Annotated in this window: 15 protein-coding genes; 8 read left to right on the forward strand and 7 right to left on the reverse strand. The window is 72.2% G+C overall.

Features of this window, described 5'->3' with window-relative positions; all coding sequences use genetic code 11:
* The first annotated feature begins 38 nt into the window (after positions 1–38).
* From OJ997_RS06840 to OJ997_RS06850, 3 genes are read left to right on the forward strand one after another with little or no spacing between them, the layout of a single operon-like run.
* Positions 39–938 (forward strand): MIP/aquaporin family protein, encoded by a 900-nt coding sequence (locus OJ997_RS06840; protein ID WP_270024317.1) that lies wholly within the window; start codon positions 39–41, stop codon positions 936–938.
* Positions 939–954: 16 nt separating this feature from the next.
* A complete protein-coding gene (gene glpK / locus OJ997_RS06845) occupies positions 955–2,433 on the forward strand; it encodes a glycerol kinase GlpK (RefSeq protein ID WP_270024318.1) in 1,479 nt (492 codons plus the stop codon).
* Entirely contained in the window at positions 2,430–3,248 is an 819-nt protein-coding gene (locus OJ997_RS06850) for a serine hydrolase domain-containing protein (RefSeq protein WP_270024319.1), read from the forward strand. The genes glpK and OJ997_RS06850 overlap by 4 nt, the downstream gene beginning before the upstream one ends.
* Here OJ997_RS06850 and OJ997_RS06855 read toward each other — a convergent pair.
* The 5 genes from OJ997_RS06855 to OJ997_RS06875 form a co-directional block, all read right to left on the reverse strand.
* Complete coding sequence (locus tag OJ997_RS06855) at positions 3,199–6,330, reverse strand: hypothetical protein (protein WP_270024320.1); 3,132 nt, start codon at positions 6,328–6,330, stop codon at positions 3,199–3,201. The genes OJ997_RS06850 and OJ997_RS06855 overlap by 50 nt on opposite strands.
* A gap of 73 nt (positions 6,331–6,403) precedes the next feature.
* On the reverse strand, positions 6,404–8,725 hold the full coding sequence (locus tag OJ997_RS37410) for a putative bifunctional diguanylate cyclase/phosphodiesterase (protein WP_270024321.1): 2,322 nt from the start codon (positions 8,723–8,725) through the stop codon (positions 6,404–6,406).
* 41 nt (positions 8,726–8,766) lie between these two features.
* Positions 8,767–9,423, reverse strand: a complete 657-nt coding sequence (locus tag OJ997_RS06865) for a hypothetical protein (RefSeq protein WP_270024322.1) — start codon at positions 9,421–9,423, stop codon at positions 8,767–8,769.
* Positions 9,410–10,555, reverse strand: coding sequence for an alpha/beta fold hydrolase (locus OJ997_RS06870; protein WP_270024323.1), 1,146 nt, complete (start codon positions 10,553–10,555; stop codon positions 9,410–9,412). Before OJ997_RS06870 ends, OJ997_RS06865 begins: the two co-directional genes overlap by 14 nt.
* Positions 10,552–11,586: an alpha/beta fold hydrolase gene (locus OJ997_RS06875; RefSeq protein ID WP_270024324.1), complete on the reverse strand. Its 1,035-nt coding sequence runs from the start codon at positions 11,584–11,586 to the stop codon at positions 10,552–10,554. Before OJ997_RS06875 ends, OJ997_RS06870 begins: the two co-directional genes overlap by 4 nt.
* Positions 11,587–11,605: 19 nt before the next feature.
* Between OJ997_RS06875 and OJ997_RS06880 the strand changes: the two genes are divergently transcribed.
* Positions 11,606–12,124: a GNAT family N-acetyltransferase gene (locus OJ997_RS06880; RefSeq protein WP_270024325.1), complete on the forward strand. Its 519-nt coding sequence runs from the start codon at positions 11,606–11,608 to the stop codon at positions 12,122–12,124.
* Between the two features lie 73 nt (positions 12,125–12,197).
* The gene (locus OJ997_RS06885; RefSeq protein ID WP_270024326.1) at positions 12,198–14,456 is read left to right on the forward strand and encodes a xanthine dehydrogenase family protein molybdopterin-binding subunit; all 2,259 of its coding nucleotides are present in this window, start codon (positions 12,198–12,200) and stop codon (positions 14,454–14,456) included.
* Here the strand turns inward: OJ997_RS06885 and OJ997_RS06890 are convergent.
* Positions 14,437–14,718, reverse strand: coding sequence for a hypothetical protein (locus OJ997_RS06890; protein WP_270024327.1), 282 nt, complete (start codon positions 14,716–14,718; stop codon positions 14,437–14,439). The genes OJ997_RS06885 and OJ997_RS06890 overlap by 20 nt on opposite strands.
* A gap of 71 nt (positions 14,719–14,789) precedes the next feature.
* Between OJ997_RS06890 and OJ997_RS06895 the strand changes: the two genes are divergently transcribed.
* A complete protein-coding gene (locus OJ997_RS06895; RefSeq protein ID WP_270024328.1) occupies positions 14,790–15,725 on the forward strand; it encodes a LysR family transcriptional regulator in 936 nt (311 codons plus the stop codon).
* Here the strand turns inward: OJ997_RS06895 and OJ997_RS06900 are convergent.
* Positions 15,722–16,234, reverse strand: coding sequence for an adenylate kinase family protein (locus OJ997_RS06900; protein ID WP_270024329.1), 513 nt, complete (start codon positions 16,232–16,234; stop codon positions 15,722–15,724). The two genes, OJ997_RS06895 and OJ997_RS06900, sit on opposite strands and share 4 nt — an antisense overlap.
* 94 nt (positions 16,235–16,328) lie before the next feature.
* On the opposite strand from OJ997_RS06900, the gene OJ997_RS06905 reads away from it, so the two are divergent.
* Positions 16,329–17,255, forward strand: a complete 927-nt coding sequence (locus OJ997_RS06905; protein ID WP_270024330.1) for a homocysteine S-methyltransferase family protein — start codon at positions 16,329–16,331, stop codon at positions 17,253–17,255.
* The coding region (locus OJ997_RS06910; protein ID WP_270024331.1) for an alpha/beta fold hydrolase at positions 17,240–18,100 on the forward strand (861 nt) is incomplete at its 3' end. The genes OJ997_RS06905 and OJ997_RS06910, both read left to right, overlap by 16 nt.

Raw genomic sequence — 18,100 nt, forward strand, 5'->3', positions numbered from 1 at the left:
AGGTTTCCCCTCGGAGGCTAGCGAGAGGAGAGACCCGCATGAGTGGTACCCGCCGTTGGCGCTGGCAACAGTCGGTGCTGGGGGAGCACGTCGCCGAGTTCCTCGGGACGTTCATCATCATCCTGCTCGGCAACGGGGTGGTCGCGATGGCGGTCGCGGCGCTCAACCAGTCCGGACGTGGCGAGCTGATCTTCGCGGCCAGCGGCGATTGGCTGCTGATCACGTGGGGTTGGGGCTTTGCCGTGTGCTTCGCCGTCTACGTCGCCGGTGGTGTGTCCGGCGCGCATCTGAACCCGGCGGTGACCCTCGCGCTCGCGTGGCGTCGCGGCTTCGAGTGGAACAAGGTGCCGGGGTACATCGTCGCCCAGGTGCTCGGCGCGTTCGCCGGCGCCGCGGTCGTCTACGCCAACTACCGCTACGCGATCGTCAGCTACGAGACCGCGAACGACATCGTCCGCGACGCGGACAGCGGGGCCGGCACGTTCGGCATCTTCGGCACGAGCCCCGCGCCGTACTACCAGAACTGGTTCGGGCCGTTCCTGGACCAGGTGATCGGCACCGCGATCCTGGTCGCGTTCATCTTCGCGGTCACGGACGAGTACAACGCGGTGGTCAAGGCCAACCTGGCGCCGCTGATCATCGGCTTCATCGTCGTCGCCGTCGGCATCTCGTTCGGCGCGAACGCGGGCTACGCGATCAACCCCGCACGTGACTTCGGGCCGCGCATGTTCGCGTGGTTCGCCGGCTGGGGGGACAACGCGATGCCCGGCAACTACGGCAACATCAACACCTACTTCTGGATACCCATCCTCGGGCCGATCGTCGGCGCCGGCGTAGGTGCGGCGATCTATGACTTCTGCATCCGCAACACGCTGATCGCCCGCGGGATCAAACCTGACCCGGACGTGTCCGAAGAGGGCCGCACGGCGATCGACTGAGGAGGAGAGCAAGCCAATGGCGGAGTACATCGGCGCGATCGACCAGGGGACGACGAGCAGCCGCTTCATCGTCTTCGACAAGGACGGCAACATCGTCACGGTCGATCAGCGCGAGCATGAGCAGATCACGCCCAAGGCGGGCTGGGTCGAGCACGACGCGAAGGAGGTGTGGACGCGCACGCGGGAAGTGATCGGCGGCGCGCTCGCGAACTCCAAGCTCGAGGCGGGCGACATCGCCGCCGTCGGGATCACCAACCAGCGTGAGACGACGGTCGTCTGGGACCGCAAGACGGGCGAGCCGGTCTACAACGCGATCGTCTGGCAGGACACGCGCACGGACAAGATCGTGCGGGAGCTCGGCGACGCGGACGTCGTGCGCGAGGCCACGGGCCTGCCGCTCTCGACCTACTTCAGCGGGCCGAAGATCAAGTGGATCCTCGACAACGTCGACGGCGCTCGCGAGCGGGCGGAGAACGGCGACCTGGCGTTCGGGACGATGGACTCGTGGGTGATCTGGAACCTCACGGGCGGCGAGCAGCACGTCACCGACGTGACGAACGCGTCCAGGACGCTGCTGATGGACCTCAAGACGCTCGACTGGCACGAGCCGAGCCTCGAGCTGATGGGCATCCCGCGCTCGATGCTGCCCGAGATCAAGTCGAGCTCGGAGGTCTACGGCGAGGTCAAGGGCACCGCGATCGGCGGCACCCCGATCGCCGGCATCCTCGGCGACCAGCAGGCGGCGCTGTTCGGCCAGACGTGCTTCGACCGCGGCGACGCGAAGAACACGTACGGCACGGGCTCGTTCCTGCTCGTGAACACGGGCGAGGAGATCGTCCACACCGAGAAGCTGCTGACCACCGCCGCCTACAAGCTCGGCGACGGCAAGGTGACCTACGCCCTCGAGGGCTCGATCGCCGTCACCGGCGCGCTCATCCAGTGGCTGCGCGACCGGCTGAAGATCATCGACTCCGCGCCCGAGGTGCAGGAGCTGGCCAAGACCGTGGACGACAACGGCGGCGTGTACTTCGTCCCGGCGTTCAGCGGCCTGTTCGCGCCGTACTGGCGTGACGACGCGCGCGGCGTGATCGTCGGCCTCACCGCCTACGCGAACCGGGGCCACATCGCCCGCGCCGCGCTGGAGGCCGCCGCCTGGCAGTCACGCGAGGTGGTCGACGCCGCGAACGACGTGGCCGACGTGCCGTTCACCGACCTGCGGGTCGACGGTGGCATGACCGGCAACGACCTGCTGATGCAGTTCCAGGCGGACGTGCTCGGCGTGCCGGTGATCCGTCCGAAGGTGACCGAGACGACCGCGCTGGGCGCCGCCTACGCCGCGGGCCTGGCGACCGGCTTCTGGGCGAGCCAGGACGAGCTCCGTGAGCGCTGGGCGGAGGACAAGCGCTGGGAGCCGCAGATGGACGAGGACACGCGCGAGAAGGAGTACGCGCGCTGGAAGAAAGCGGTGCAGAGGACCCTAGATTGGGTTGAGTGAAGACGCTTGGAGTTCGCCACGCCGGTGAGACGACGATCTCGGGCACCGATGCGGTGTTCGAGATCGGCTCGCTCACGAAGCTGCTGACCGGCGCGCTGCTGGCGCTGCTGGTCGAGGACGGGGTCGTCGCGCTCGACGATCCCGTCGCGCGGCACTTGCCGGTCGCGCCGCCCGTCCAAGGCAGGCCGATCACGCTCGAGGACCTCGCCACGCACCGCTCCGGCCTGCCGCGGGTCCCGCGCAAGCTCGAGCGCTGGGACCGCAGGGACCCGTACGCGCAGTTCACCGCCGACCGCATGCCGGACGTGATCGCGCGCACCGCCCCCAAGGCTGAGCCGGGCGGCCGCGTCGCGTACTCCAACTACGGCTACGGGCTGCTCGGCTTCGCGCTCGGCCACGCGGCGTCGAGCACCTACGGGGAGCTGATCCGGACGCGTCTCACCGATCCGCTCGCGATGACGCGGACCGGGCTCGACACGCCGGGCCTCGTCCAGGGCCACACGTTCGCGGGCCGCCCCACGCCGCCCTGGAACCTCGCCGCGCTGGCCGGCGCGGGCGGCCTGCGGTCGACCGCGAGCGACGTGCTGCGCTTCCTGACGTCGGAGCCGGCCCGCGCCTCGCTCGCCTGGTTCAAGGCCCCGGGCGGGCACGGCCTGCTGATGCATGACGGCGGCACGGGCGGTTTCCGCTCGTTCGCGCTGCTGAAGGGGGAGACCGCGGTCGTCGCGCTCCACGACCACGCGCGCCGCATCAACGGCGCGGCGTTCAAGGCGTTGAAGACGGCGGAGGGGAGTAGACCGGGCCGTCAGGCGTAGAGGTGTTGGGCTCGGGGGTCGCCGCCGCCGCCGAGCCCACCTTCGCCGGGAGCGAGACCGACTGCTCGAGCGAGAGCAGGCTGTCGAGGAGCGCCTGGCCGCGCAGCTCGGCCGCGGCCTGGGCGCGGACCCAGGCGTCGATGCCCGCCAGCTCGGAGGCCGACAGCGCCGGGCCGAGCTGGGCCTGGGCGCGTAGCGCGCCGGTGCCGTTGTTCATCGCCGTGCGCAGCTGGCCGATCTGGCCGGCGAGCTCGCCGCGGATGCGCGCGAGCTCCGCGGCGTCCTTGACGGTGTCCGCCAGCGGGCCCTTGGAGGCCTTCAGCCAGCCCGCCAGCGCCTCGGCCAGCGACTCCATCTTCGCGGCGCTCATGCCGGTCACGGCGACGTCGCGGCCGAGGATCTCGACGACGCGCCCGCCGTGCTTGCCGAGGTCCTTGATCGCGCCGACGAGCGCCGGGCCCTCGGCGCCGCGCGCGATCGCGGCGAACGCGCGGTCGAGGAAGTGGCCTTCGCCCAGGATCGACGTGAAGCGCTGGCCGGGCCAGATCGTCGCGGCGGCGGGGTCGACCTTCACGCCCGCCTCGGCCAGCTTCTCCAGGTCGGACTTCACGCCCGACGCCGCCGCGCGCTCGGTCACCCACGTGCGGATCGAGCCTCCCGTGCCGTACATCGTGTCGCTGGAGGCGAGCACCTCGGCCTGGGTGCGGCCGATCTTCTGGATCAGCGCCGCCTTCTCGGCCTCAGCGCCGCCTTCGGCCTCGAGCTTGGCGAGCGCCGCGGACCAGTCGTCCATGCGCTTGTTGAGCGCGCCGACCTGCTCCTTGCTCAGCGGCGTGAACGTGCCGTCGGCGCGGGCCTTGGCGAGCGCCTCCTCGAACCGCGCGGCCTCGCGGTCGATCGCCGCTCGCGCCTGCGGGGACAGGTCCTTGACGACGTCCTGCAGGTGCATGCGCGCGGGGTTGACGGCGGCGTCGAGGTCCAGCACCGACTCCAGCTCGGTGCGGGAGACGCCGGCGCGGCGCGCGATGTACTCGAGCGCGCGGTCGGCCTGCTGGGCGGCGTCGCGGCCGACGGTGGAGAGGTCGACATCGGACGTGGACGCCGCGGTGCCGGTCTGCACGGCCTTGGACTCGCCCTTGGACGCGGCCTCCATCCAGGCCTGCATGTCGCGCACGAGCGAGGAGCGCCAGGCGTCCAGCTCGGTCGCGATCGGATGGCCTTCGCCGAGCGTCTTGGTCACCGTCTTCCAGCCGCCGGCCCGGCGCAGGGCGCCCGCGTAGCCGAACTGGTCGATCGCGGCGCGCATCGTCGCCGCGCGCTCGGCCGGCTCGAGCTTGGCGAAGTCGGCGAGGTTGGCCACCAGGCCTTCGAGCGCTTCCCCACCCAGGTTGCCGGCGGCGAGCAGGCGCTTGCCCGCCTCGCTCTCCTTGCCAACGATCGTCGCGAGCTCCTCGGCGCTCTTGCCGGAGGCCTTGATCGTCGCCTCGATGCCGGCCTCGCCGAGCGACTTCTCGATCGCGAGCTGCTTGAGCCCGAGATCGGCGCCGCTCAGCGCCTCCGAGAGCCCCGCCGTGCCCATCTTCGCCGCGCCGGCTTCGGCCGCCTCGAGCAGCTTCGCCGCCGGCCCGCCGAGCTTGGACGCGGCCGAGGCGATGCCGACCGCGCCGTCGATGAACGCCAGCGCCGAGTCCATCACGGCCTGGAACAGCGCGCTGTCGACCTGCTCCTGGGTGACGATGTCGTTGCGGGCGTCGCCCGTGTGCGCGTCGATCGCCTTCGCCTTGTCGAGGTAGTCCTCGATCGAGATCGCGGCGTTGCCGACGCTGGCGGTGATGCCGACGGCGACGGCGATGAACGTCGCCATGCCGGCGGTCGCGAACTCGGCGACGAGGAACGCGGCGGCGCTGAGCGCGCCGAGCGCCAGCGACCGCAGGACCTTGCCCATCTCGTGGCCCTCGACGTCACGGGCGATGATCGCCTTCTCGAGCTCACCCGAGAACGGCCCGCCGGCCATCAGCTGCTGGTGGACCGGGATGAAGTCGCGGTAGTCGAGGTCGTCGCCGACGAGCGGCACGGCCTCGTCGATCTTCGCGCCCATCGCGGTCATCGCCTTGCCGATCTGCGCCCGCGCCTGCTTGGTGTCCTGCTTGGCGAGGTCCTTGGCCGCGCCCGCCTCGCCGTGCGTGACGATCGCGTACACGGCGGGCGAGTCGGCGAGGACCTTCTTGACCGCCTTGTCGAGCGTGTCGTAGTGGCCCTTGACCGCGTCGTAGTCCTGGTAGCCGCTCTCCCCGCTGCCCTCGCGCGGGCCCCTGATCTGCGGCGGCTTGTCGGGGTCGAAGAGCGCGGGGACCTCGACGTCGGACGCGAAGTCGCGCCGCCAGCCGCCGCTGCGGTGCTCCGTGTTGCGGCCGACCTTGATCAGCTTCGCGTTGGCCATCCCCGCCTGCCAGGCCGCGACCTGCTCGGCGAGGAGCTGTGCCTTGCGCACCGCGAGGTCCTGCTCGGCGGTCGTCTCGGCCGACTCCGGCTCGGTTCCCGCGGTGACGCCGACCGCTTCCATCTGCGCGGTCACGTAGTCGCGGTTGGCCTGCAGGTTGCCGAGCACGCGGCCCTCGACGGCCGCCTTGAAGCGCTCGCGCACGCTGTCGAAGGCCTCGTTCTCGAGCAGCGACGGGTCGCGCTTGGCGCTGCGCATGAACAGCGCCGCGTTGGCCTTCGCCACCGTGAGCAGGTCCGGCATCGACTCCCACACCACGGTCGCGCCGAACGCGCCGCCCTGCGAGCCCAGCAGCCGCTCGATCTCCGCGAGCTTCTCCTCGGTCGACGCCGTCGGCAGGTCGATCTCGATGCCGTGCTTGAACTCCTTGAGGTCGCTCAGGATGCTGCGGGAGAGCATCCGCGCGACGCTCGCGTTGCCCGCTCCGGCGCTCAGCGCGCGGACCGCGGCGGCGCGTTGGTCGACGCCCATCCGGGCGAGCGGCACGGCCCGCCCGGGCAGCGGGACCACGGGCATCGCGGCGGTCTCCGCGGGGGCGACCGGGTCCGACTGTGCGACCGAATCGACCTCGCGTTGACTCACAGGGCGAGCCTAAAGCGGCGGTGAGTAGGCGGTCAATGCGCTCGACCGCCGTCTTTGGTGCGGCTGTCCGTACCTACACGAGCGCGCGGTGGTCAGCGAGGAAGCGCTCCAGCGCGGCCGCCTCGAGCGGCGGCGCGAACAGGTAGCCCTGGGCGCGGTCGCATCCGAGCTCGCGCAGGCGCTCCAGCTGGCTCTCCTCCTCGACGCCCTCGGCGATCGTGACCAGGCCGAGGCTGCGGCCGAGCGCCACGAGCGTCGAGATCAGCGCGTCGTTCTGCTCGCTCGCGGCGATGAACGTCCGGTCGATCTTGAGCGCGGTGACCGGGAACTGCTGCAGGTAGGCGAGCGACGAGTAGCCCGTGCCGAAGTCGTCGATCGCGATCCGCAGGCCGAAGCGGCGCAGCTCGTGCAGGACCTGCGCGGCGGACTCGGCGTCGCGCATGAGCGCCGTCTCCGTGATCTCCAGCGTCAGTAGGTCGGCGTCAAGGCCGGAGCGCGTGAGCGCCTGGAGGACCGTGGTCACGAGCGCGGGATCGTCGAGCTGGCGGGCGGACACGTTGACCGAGACGCGGGTCGGCATGCCGGCCTGCGCCCACTGCGCGGCCTGCTCGCAGGCGGTCTCCAGCACCCAGGCGCCGATGTCGACGATCACGCCGGACTCCTCGGCGAGCGCGATGAACTCGGTCGGCGGGATCAGCCCGCGCGTCGGGTGCTGCCAGCGCAGCAGCGCCTCGGCGGCGGTCACCTCGCCGCTGTCGAGCTCCAGGATGGGCTGGTAGACGAGGAACAGCTCGTCGCGGCCCAGCGCGCCGCGCAGGTCGGACTCCAGCTCGAGCCGCTCGTGCGCGGCGATGTGCATCTCGTGGCGGAACTCGGCGTAGCGGTTGCGGCCGGCGCCCTTGGCCTCGTAGAGCGCGATGTCGGCGTCGCGCAGCAGGTCCTTGGCGGCCTCGCGGTCGCCGGTGGCGATGCCGATGGACGCCGTGATCGTGACCGGGCTGCCGCCCGTGCCGAGCTCGAACGGCTCCTGCAGCACGGCGACGATGCGCTGGGCGATCTGCTCCGCTCCGCCCTCGACCAGCACGACGAACTCGTCGCCGCCGAGCCGGCCGATCGTGTCGGTGTCGCGCAGGACGTGCTTGATCCGCGTCGCGACGACGCGCAGCAGCTCGTCGCCGACCGGGTGCCCGTACGTGTCGTTGACGCCCTTGAAGCCGTCGAGGTCGATGAACATCGCCGACACGTCGACGCCGGACCGGCGAGCGTGGCGGAGCATCTGCTCCGTGCGGTCCATGATCAGCGCCCGGTTCGGGAGGCCGGTGAGCGCGTCGTGCAGCGCCTGGTGGCGCAGCTGGCCGGTCTTCTCCTCGACCATCTTCAGCGCGTGGGCACGGCCGCGGGCGAGCACCTGGACCAGGACGAACGTGAGCAGCCCGAGCGTGAGCCAGCTCACGAACACGAGCCCGCCCTGGACCTCGGGGTCGCTGACCCCGGTCGGCTCGGCGCCGGTGACCGCGACCGTCCAGCGGCCGTCGGCCTCGACGGAGATGCGTCGGGTGATCCGGTCGCCCACCGCCACCTTGCCGACGCGGGCCACCGCGTCGCTGTGCATCGTCTCCGAAAGCGTTCGGAACGCGGCGCCGGCGCCGGTCGGAATCCGGTAGTCGGGCACCGCGGCCTGCTCGCGCTCCAGGCTGACGGACACGCCGCCGATGCTGGAGATCGCCGAGGCGAGGATCGGCTCGGCGTCGAAGAGGCCGATGATCCAGCCCGTCGCTTCGGCGCGGCGGCCGAACAGCGACGTGGGCACGCCGCCGCCCTTGTAGACCGGCGCGATCACCTCGAACATCTCGTGCCCGTGGCTCGAGGTCACGACGAACGCGCTGAACTCGCCGGTGTCGCGCGTCTCGCCGAGCAGCTTGGTGAGCTGGCAGAGGTCGAGCCCGGGGACCGTCAGCTCGCCCATGGTCTGGGACATGCCCGGCCCGGCGACGCTCAGCTTCGGGAGGCAGTAGTAGGGGCGGTTGCCCGCGGGGTAGACGTCGGCGCGGCGCTCGCGGACGAGCTCGACGTAGCTGAAGCCGGCGACGCCCGCGAACCGCTGGTCGACGCCCATCGAGCGGTACCAGCGCTTGAACTCGGTGTCGGTCATCGCGGGCCGTGAGCCGAGCAGCGTGCGGGCGGCGAGCGTGAGGTCGTCCATCCGGCGCACCGCGGTGGTCACGGAGGCGCCGATCGACGCGGCCTGGGCGCTGAAGGACTGCTCGTTCTGGCGCTCGACCTGCGCGCGCCAGAGCCACGCGGTGGTGCCGGCGATCAGGACGAAGACGGCAAGCAGCAGCCACGCCGTCCAGGTGCGGGCCTTGGGGGTCCTCCGTGCGATCCGCTTCGACACCGACCCGGTTAGTCGGCCGAATGACAGTTGGCTTGATTCGTCTACGTGTCCAGAGTGGCCACGCGGAGTCGAACGTTCGCGAGCTCCTCCTCCGCGTTCCAGCGCAGCTCCTGGAGCAGATCCCGGCCCTGCATCGAGGCCAGGAAGGTCTGCTCCATCAGCGTCGCGAGGCTGGACGCGCGCGTCTGCTCCAGCCGCTGCTCGGCCTGCTCGACGGCGGCGGCGAGCGCGGGCGTGGGGGCGGCGCCGCTCGGGGCGGCCGTCGCGTACGGCGACGTTTCCCACTGGCGGACGAGGTTGCCGATCGCGTCCGCGTCGCCGGCCGTGTAGGCCTGGTTGAGCTGCTTCATGAACGCCTCCGCGTGGCCGCGGCCGGCCGGGTCGGTCTGGAGGTCCGGGTGCATCCGCTTGGCGGCGTCGCGGAACAGCGTCTTGAGGTCCTCGCTCGGCGGCGGGCCGGGCGGGGCGGGAACGGCCTCCAGCGCGGTCGTGGATTCCCGGTAGCGCCGCTGGGCCGCGTCGGCGTCCACGCGCGGGCCGGTGGCGGCGAGCAGCCGTGCCTGGAGCTCCTGCACCTGCACGTCGATCACGCCGACGCGGCGCAGGTACTCGGCGTGGAAGGCCTCGAGCTCGGTCAGCAGCGTCGCGTGCTCGACCTCGAGCTCGGCGAGCCGGTCGCGCAGGTCAGGCGCGGCCACGGGCGAGATCGATCAGCCGGCCGAGGATGCGGCCACCGTCCACGCGCAGGCCGTTGTGCTCGTACTCGTTCGTGAGCCAGGGCGTGAAGTTCGGGAAGCGCTCCACCGTCTGCTCGGAGAACCTGCGCTCGAGATAGAGGTCGTCGGTGTAGATCACCGCGGCGACCGGCACCGCGTTCGCGGCCAGCACGTCCTCGTCGAACAGCCGCGGCCACTCGTGGCGCGCGAGCGCTTCCGCGGTGGTCGCGACCGAGCCGTCGAACATCGACGGAAGGATGTGCTCGGCCGTGAAGTACTCCGGCGGCAGCTCCGGCCGGACCCGCAGCGCCGACCAGTTGGTGGCGAAGCCGTCGGCCCAGCAGGCCTCGTGCAGCAGGCCGTAGATCGGGTTGCGGATGAGGTCGAGCGGGTCGTGCGCGTCGGCCCGGAACGCGGGCGAGTGCGGCGGCAGCTCGAGCACGTAGTGCACGCGCTCGAAGCCGTCGCTCATGCCGAGCCAGTTGCCGATCGAGCGGATCCGGTCGGGCGCGACGCCGTCGGTCTCGAGCAGCGCGAGCATCCGCTTGCGGTCCTCGGGATAGCGGGCGTAGTAGCGGCGGCTGCGGTCCTCGATCCGCTTCCAGGTCGCGCCGAAGATGTCGTCGACGTGGACGCCGATTCCGGGCACGCCGCCCGTGATGAACGCCTCGCGCAGGCCCTGGGGCTCCAACGACAGGTAGCTCAGGAGCGTGATCCCGCCGAAGCTCTGGCCGAGCACGCTCCACGGCGCCGAGCCGAGCGCGGTGCGCAGCCGCTCGCAGTCGCGGACGATGCTGTCGGCGCGGAAGTGCGTGAGGTAGGAGGCCGGCTCGCGCCCGGTCACGGGGGTGGAGCGCCCGGTGCCGCGCTGGTCGAGCAGCAGCACGCGGAAGTCCTCGAGCGCCCGGCTCAGCCACGCCGGGCCGCGCGGATTGCCGGTCGGCCGCGGCGACTCGTGCCCGGGCCCGCCCTGCAGGTACACCAGCCACGGCCGCTCGCGCCCGTCCGGGTCGGCGATCTCGCGGGCGAACACCGTGATCTGCTCGCCCGTGGGGTCCGCGTGGTCGAGCGGGACCTCGACCTCGTGCTCGGCGACGAACAGCCCGGGGATCATGCGCGCTCCAGGTGTGCGAAGAACTGCTTGGACCAGCGCTCCTGCGCGTCGACCGGCGGGAAGTGGCCGGACTCCTCGTAGATCGTCATCTCCACCTGGCCTCCCCGCTGCGCGTACGCGCTGAGCACCGCGCGGATCTGCTGGACCATCGGCTGCGGCGGGAAGTGCTCCGCGCCCGGCCAGCCGGGGACGGCGCCGAGCGAGCCGAGCGTCCCCATCTCCCACGGCGAGCCGTCGGCGACGACGATGTCCTGCGCGCCGTGCGTCCACAGGACCGGCGGCTTGGGCTCCAGGTCGACGATCCCCGACCAGTCGCAGTACTTGGGGGAGAGCGCGTTGAGGATGCCGCGCGTGCCCGGCGCGACGCCCGGCCAGTGCCCTGAGGTGGTCGTGTCGCCCGGGTAGCCGTCGTCACCCGTGACGGACTTGAGGATCTCGCCGACCAGCAGGTCCTCGCGCTCGGGCGACTCCTTGTGCCCGATCCGCCAGTAGGACGTGTTTAGGACGTTGCGCGGCGCGGTGTCGCCGACGTCGGACGCGTCGCCCGCGGCCAGCCGGGCGGTGAACTCGGGATTGCCGGTGCCGCCGCCGGAGCCCGCGAAGTCGTCGAAGTGCGGCGTGCCGTCGCGCTTGACCGCGCCGAAGCCGTACGGGCTGACGGGGTCGATGAAGGTCAACGAGGCGACGGGACCGTGCTCGAGCGCGTAGTGGGCGATCGCCGCGCCGCCCGTGCTCCAGCCCGCGAGATGGGGCGGGGCGTCGATGCCCAGCGCGCGCAGCAGCGCGGCCGTGTCGTCGGCCCAGTCGCGCAGCCCGCGCGTGGCGTCGATCGGCACCCGCTCCGTGTCCCCGAACCCGCGCATGTCCGGCGCGATCAGCCGGTAGCGCTCCGGCGCGCCGTCGAAGAGGTGCTCGTAGAAGCGCCCCGTCGAGAGGTTGCCGTGGATCAGGACGACCGGGACGCCGTCCTCGGGCCCGGACTCGTGGACCTGCATCTCGAGGCGGTCCGTCGCGACACGGAATGAGCGCATCGCGCGAGACTATCCCGCCATGGCCCGCGTGGTCCTCACCACTCCGACGCTCGACGACGAGGACGAGTTCCTCACGGCCAACCACGCCAGCCGGTCCTTCCACCGCCCGTGGGCCTACAACCCGCTCACGCCCGACGCGTACCGCTCGTACGTGCGCGCCCTGTCGGACCGCAAGGTCGGCTACTTCGCCCGCCGCCGCTCCGACCGCGCGCTCGTCGGCTGGGTGAACCTGTCCGAGATCGTCCGCGGGAACTTCCACAGCGCCTACCTCGGGTACTGCGGGTACGCCGACTCCGCGGGCCAGGGCTACATGACCGAGGCGCTGTCGCTCGTGGTCCGCGAGGCCTTCGTCACCCACCGCCTGCACCGCGTCGAGGCCAACATCCAGCCCGGCAACACGCCGTCGATCGCGCTGGTCAAGCGGCTCGGCTTCGAGTATGAGGGGCTGTCCCCGCGGTACCTGAAGATCGGGGGTCGCTGGCGCGATCATGAGCGCTGGGCACTACGTGCGGAGGCATGGCAGGCCCGTCGCGGATAACGTTCGCCACTCACGGGAACGAGGAGAGCCAATGTCATCAGTGAACGGTTCGGGTGAGGGTCACGGAGCATCGGTGAAGCGGGTCGAGGATCCGCCGTTCCTGCGCGGCACCCGGCCGTACACCGACGACCTCCGCAACGCCGACGCGCTGTACGCGATCTTCATCCGCTCCGGCTTCGCCCACGCGAAGCTCGGCGCGATCGACACGGCGGAGGCCAAGGCCGCGCCGGGCGTCGTCGGCGTCTACACCGCCGCGGACCTGAACCTGGCGCCGTTCGCCACGGCCGGCCCGCCCGTGGATACGCCGGAGGAGATGCGCCGCCCGGTGCTCGCCACCGATCGCGTCCGGTTCATCGGCGAGCCGATCGCGGTCGTCGTGGCCGAGACGCGCGCGCAGGCCGTGGACGCGAGCCTGCTCGTCGACATCGACTACGAGGACCTGCCGGTGCTCGTCGACATGACCAAGGCGCTCGACGACGACGCGCCGATCCTGTTCCCGGACGCCCCGAACGGCAACCTCGCCGCGGCCGGCCCGACCGGGGAGGACGCGCTCGCGGACGCCGAGGTGCGCGTCGGCGCGCGGCTCGTCAACCAGCGGATCGCGGCCGTGCCGATGGAGCCGGGGGCCGCGCTGGCCGCGCCCGACCCCGAGACGGGCGGCTTCATCCTCTACTCCCCGAGCCAGGGGCCGCACGCCTACCGCGACGCCGTCTGCAAGTCGACGGGGCTCGAGGAGGACAAGCTGCGCGTGGTCTCGACCGCGACCGGCGGCGGCTTCGGCGCCCGGATCGCGTGCTACCCCGAGCAGATCGTGGTCGTCGCCCTCGCCCGCGTGCTCGGCCGCGCGGTGCGGTACATCGAGACGCGCTCGGAGACGATGCTGGAGATGCAGCACGGTCGCGCGCAGGTGCAGGACGTCGAGATCGGCGGTACGCGCGACGGCAAGGTCACGGGCCTGAAGGTGCGCGTGACCGCCGACGCGGGCGCCTATCCCGCCGACGCGGCGCTGATGCCGATGCTCACCGGCCTGATGAGCTCCGGCGTCTACGAGATCCCCAAGATCGACTTCCACTTCGACTGCGTGGTCACCAACACCACGCCGATCGGCGCCTACCGCGGCGCCGGGCGCCCGGAGGCGACGGCGCTCGTGGAGCGGGCGATCGACCTGTTCGCGACCGAGATCGGGATGGACCCGGCCGAGGTGCGGCGGCGGAACTTCATCAGCGACTTCCCGCACGAGACCGTGATGGGAGCCAACTACGACTCGGGCGAGTACCTCGCGGCGCTCGACAAGTGCCTGGCCAACGCGGGCTACGAGGGGCTGCGGGCGGACCAGGCGGCGCGGCGCGAGCGCGGCGACGTGCGTCAGCTCGGCCTCGGGCTCTGCTCCTACGTGGAGTGGACCGGCTTCGGCTCCGAGCTGGGGACGTGCACGGTCGCCGAGGACGGCACGGTCGAGGTGACCGCGGGCACGTCCTCGCACGGCCAGGGCCACGAGACCTCGTACGCGCAGCTGGTCGCCGGGACGCTCGGGATCCCGATGAAGGACATCAAGGTCATCCAGTCCGACACCAAGCTCGTCAAGCGCGGCATGGGCACGATGGGGTCGCGCTCGCTCCAGGTCGGCGGCACGGCCGTCCAGAACGCCACGGACGAGGTGCTCGACAAGGCCAAGCGGCTCGCCGCGCACCTGCTCGAGGCCGACACGGGCGACATCCAGGTCGTGCACGGCGAGGGCCTGGCCGTGGCCGGCTCACCCGCCTCGGCGATCGCCTGGGCGGAGCTGGCGCGCGCCGCGGCCGACCCGGCGCGCCGGCCCGAGGGCTTCGAGGGCGGGCTCGCGTCCGAGCACGACTTCGCGACGCCGGACGCGACGTACCCGTTCGGCACGCACCTGGCCGTCGTCGAGGTGGACACCGAGACCGGCATGGTCGACCTCGTCCGCCACATCAGCGTCGACGACGCGGGCCGGATCGCGAACCCGATGCTCGTCGAAGGGCAGGTCCACGGCGGCATCGCGCAGGGCGTGGCGCAGGCGCTGTTCGAGGAGATCGCGTTCGACGAGGACGGCAACAACGTCACCGGCAACCTCGCCTCCTACGCGATCCCGAGCGCCGGCGACCTGCCGACCTTCGAGACCGAGCGCACGCAGACGCCGACGCCCCGCAACCCGCTCGGGGCGAAGGGCATCGGCGAGGCGGGCGCGATCGGCGCGACGCCGGCGGTCTGGAACGCGGTGATCGACGCGCTCTCACACCTGGGCGTGCGCAACATCGACATGCCGGCGACGCCGCAGCGCGTCTGGACGGCGATCAGCGAAGCTGCAGCCTGAGGCTGTTGATTGCTCGGTGCGGGCGGCTCTCGCCCGCGCCGAGCTGACGGGCGCGGGTCCGGAGCAGCTCCACGGCGTTCGCGCTGCGCGTGAAGGGGTCGGCGATCGCCGTCCCGTTGCGGGCTGAGATCGCCGCGATCAGCTGGCCGCCTTCTTCGGCGAGCAGGATCGGAGCGGCGGGCACGACGCTCGAGTCGAGCTGGGCAAGACGCTCCAGGCCGGAGGTGTCGTCGGTGTTGGCGAAGCGGATGGCGGTGTTCATGTCCACCATGTTCGGCCGTGGTCACGATCATGTCCAATGATGAGTTGCTGGGCATGACATAATGCTCCGTGATGCTCGATCTCAAGCTCCTCACCACCTTCCGTGAGGTCGCCGTGCGCGGGTCGTTCAGCGAGGCGGCCGCGGCACTCGACTTCACCCAGCCCGCCGTCTCCCAGCACATCTCGCGGCTGGAGTCGGCCGTCGGCACCCGTCTGCTCGAGCGCAGCGCCCGCGGCGTGACGCTCACGCCGGCCGGCGACGTGCTCGTGCGCCACGCGTCCGCGCTGCTCGAGTCGGCACGCCGGGCGGAGGAGGCCGTGCGCGACGCGGCGGGCATCGGCCGCGCACAGGTGCGTGTGGCGGCGTTCAACTCCGCGGCCGCCGGACTCCTTCCGGGCGCGACGCGCGAGCTGCGCAACCGCCGCCCGGACGCCGAGCTGGCGCTCCAGGTCATGGACGACGCGCCCGCGGTCGAGGCGCTGCTGGCCGGCCGGGTCGACGTCGCGATGATCGTGCAGTCGCCGCTGTCGCCCATCCAGCCGCGCGCGGGCGCCGAGTACCTGCCGATCTGCGACGACGAGATGCGCGTCGCGGTCGCCTCCGACCATCCGCTCGCGACCCGGACGTCCGTGACGCTCGAGGAGCTGTGCGACGAGCCGTGGCTGATCACCGAGGTGGCGGGCACGTGCGCCGACTCCAACGTCGTCCTGCACGCGTTCCGCGACGCGGGCTACGACCCCAAGGTGATCTTCGCCTCCGAGGACTACCAGGCGCTGCAGGGCATGGCGGCCTCGGGGATCGGCGTCGCGCTCATCCCGACGCTGGCGCTCGTCAGCTCGCGCTCGGACGTCGTCGTGCTGCCGGTGCGCGGGCGCGCACCCTCACGCCAGGTCGTCGCCGTGGCGCGCTCGGGTGAGGAGAACCCGCTGGTCGACCACATGGTCGAGTCGCTGCGGGCCGCCGCACGCACGCTGGCGGGCAAGCCCGCGCTGGCCGCGGTGGCCTAAGCCACTTTCTGCTGCAGCTCGTCCGCGATCGCCGCTTCGGGGCGGTCGCCGTCGACGCGCAGCAGGACGCCGCGCTCTTCGTAGTAGTCCACGAGCGGCCGGGTGTCGGCGTCGTACTGGCGCAGGCGCTCGGCGATCACGTCCTCGCGATCGTCGGCGCGGCCGCGGCCGAGCAGGCGCTGCGTGACGACCGCGTCGGGCACGTCGAGGTAGACGACGACGTCGAAGTCCACGCCCTCCGTCTGGGAGAGCTTGCGCGGGAAGCCGTCGAGCACGTAGTCGGCGCGGGTCGCCAGGAGCGGCCGGATGGCTTCGGCGACGAGCTCGTCCGGCGCGAGCCGGCCGTCCTTGAGGTACTCGTCCACGCGCCGGCCGAGCGGCGTGTCCTCGGCCACCGCCGCGCGCAGCAGATCTCCGGAGGAGATGTGCTCGACACCGAGCGCCGTCGCGAGCCGCGTACCTTGGGTTCCCTTGCCGCCGCCGGGCGGCGCGAGCATCAGCACTCTCATTCACAATCGACCCTAGCGGCTTGTCGGCCAGCTCGAACATGAGTGTGTGGTGAGCCACATTTCACCCGCGTGAGCGGGGCTGGATCATCGGTCGATGAGCTTTCGTGACCGATTGCCGCAGGTCGTGGGCGACGACCTCTTCCTCACCGACGGCGGCATCGAGACCGCCCTGATCTTCCACGAAGGGCTCGAGCTGCCGCTCTTCGCGGCCTTCGACCTGCTCGCCGACGCGGCGGGGACGAACGCGCTGCGGCGCTACTACCAGCCGTACGTGGCGCTCGCCGCCGAGTGCGGCGCGGGCTTCGTGGCCGAGACGCCGACGTGGCGCGCGAGCCCGCGCTGGGCACGTGCGCTCGGGTACGGGCTCGACGAGCTCGACGGCTTCAACCGGCGCGCGGTCGCGCTGATGGAGGAGCTGCGGCGCGGGCACGACCGGGTCGTCATCAGCGGCTGCGTCGGGCCGTCCGACGACGGCTACAAGCCCGGCGAGCTGCTGTCGGAGACGGCCGCTGAGGCGTACCACAGCATCCAGATCGGCACGTTCGCCGACACGGCCGCGGACATGGTGTGCGCGATCACGATGACCTACGCGGAGGAGGCGATCGGCGTCACCCGCGCGGCGCTGCGCGTCGGCCTTCCGGTCGCGATCTCCTTTACGGTTGAGACCGACGGCCGGCTCCCGTCCGGCCAGGCGCTCGGCGACGCGATCACCCAGGTCGACGCCGCGACCGGCTCCGCGCCCGCCTACTACATGCTCAACTGCGCGCATCCCACCCACTTCGAGGCCGTGCTCGACGGCCCGTGGGTCGAGCGCGTGCGCGGCCTGCGCGCGAACGCCTCGCGGCTCAGCCACGCCGAGCTCGACGAGGCGACCGAGCTGGACCCGGGCGACCCGCTGGACCTCGGCGCGCGCTACGCCGCGCTTACGAGCAGGCTTCCGCACCTGAACGTCGTCGGCGGGTGCTGCGGCACCGACCACCGCCACGTCGCCGCGATCGCCGGGGCGTGGCCCGCCAGGTGAACCAGGAGCTCCGTTTCTGCGCCGTGCCCGGTGGGCGGATCGCCTACGCGACCGTCGGCTCCGGCCCGCCGCTGGTGATCCCGGCGCTGTGGGTGTCCCATGCCGAGCACGACTGGAGCGAGCCCGAGTTCCGCGCCTTCGTCGGCGCGCTCGCGGAACACCACACGGTGATCCGCTACGACCGGCTGCGCACGGGCCTCTCCGATCGCGACGTGGGGGAGGCCGACGAGGTCGCGACGCTGTCCGCGCTCGTCGACCACCTGGAGCTGGACGCGTTCGACCTGCTTGGCCTGTCCGCGGGCGGCGCGACCGCGCTCGCCTACGCCGCGGCCCAGCCCGCGCGGGTGCGCTCGCTCGCGCTGTTCGGCGCGTTCGCCGACGGTACCGCGGTCGCGCCGGAGCCGTTGCGCGTGGCGATCGTCGCCACGGTCCGCGCGCACTGGGGCGCGGGCTCGCGCCTGCTGGCCGACGTCTGGCTGCCCGGCGCGAGCGCGTCCCTGCGCGAGCGCTTCGCCGCGCTCCAGCGCGCGTCCGCGTCGCCCGAGGTCGCGGCCTCGATCCTGGAGGCGATCTACGCCACGGACGTCCGCGCGCTGCTGCCCGCGGTGACCGCGCCGACCGTCGTGATGCACCGCCGTGACGACCGCGCGATCCCGTACGCGCTCGCCCGGGACCTCGCCGCGGCGCTCCCGAACGCCCGCCTGGTCGGGCTGGACGGTGCGATGCACCCGCCGTGGCTGGGCGCGGCGAAGCCGGTGCTGGCCACGGTCGCCGCGCACCTGGCCGGCCCCGCCGCACCGGACGGCGGCGCCCCGCCGGACGGCGCCGACGCGCCCGACGGGGCC

This window comes from Solirubrobacter phytolaccae, assembly GCF_027587195.1.
In the GTDB taxonomy this organism is placed as follows: Bacteria; Actinomycetota; Thermoleophilia; order Solirubrobacterales; family Solirubrobacteraceae; genus Solirubrobacter; species Solirubrobacter phytolaccae.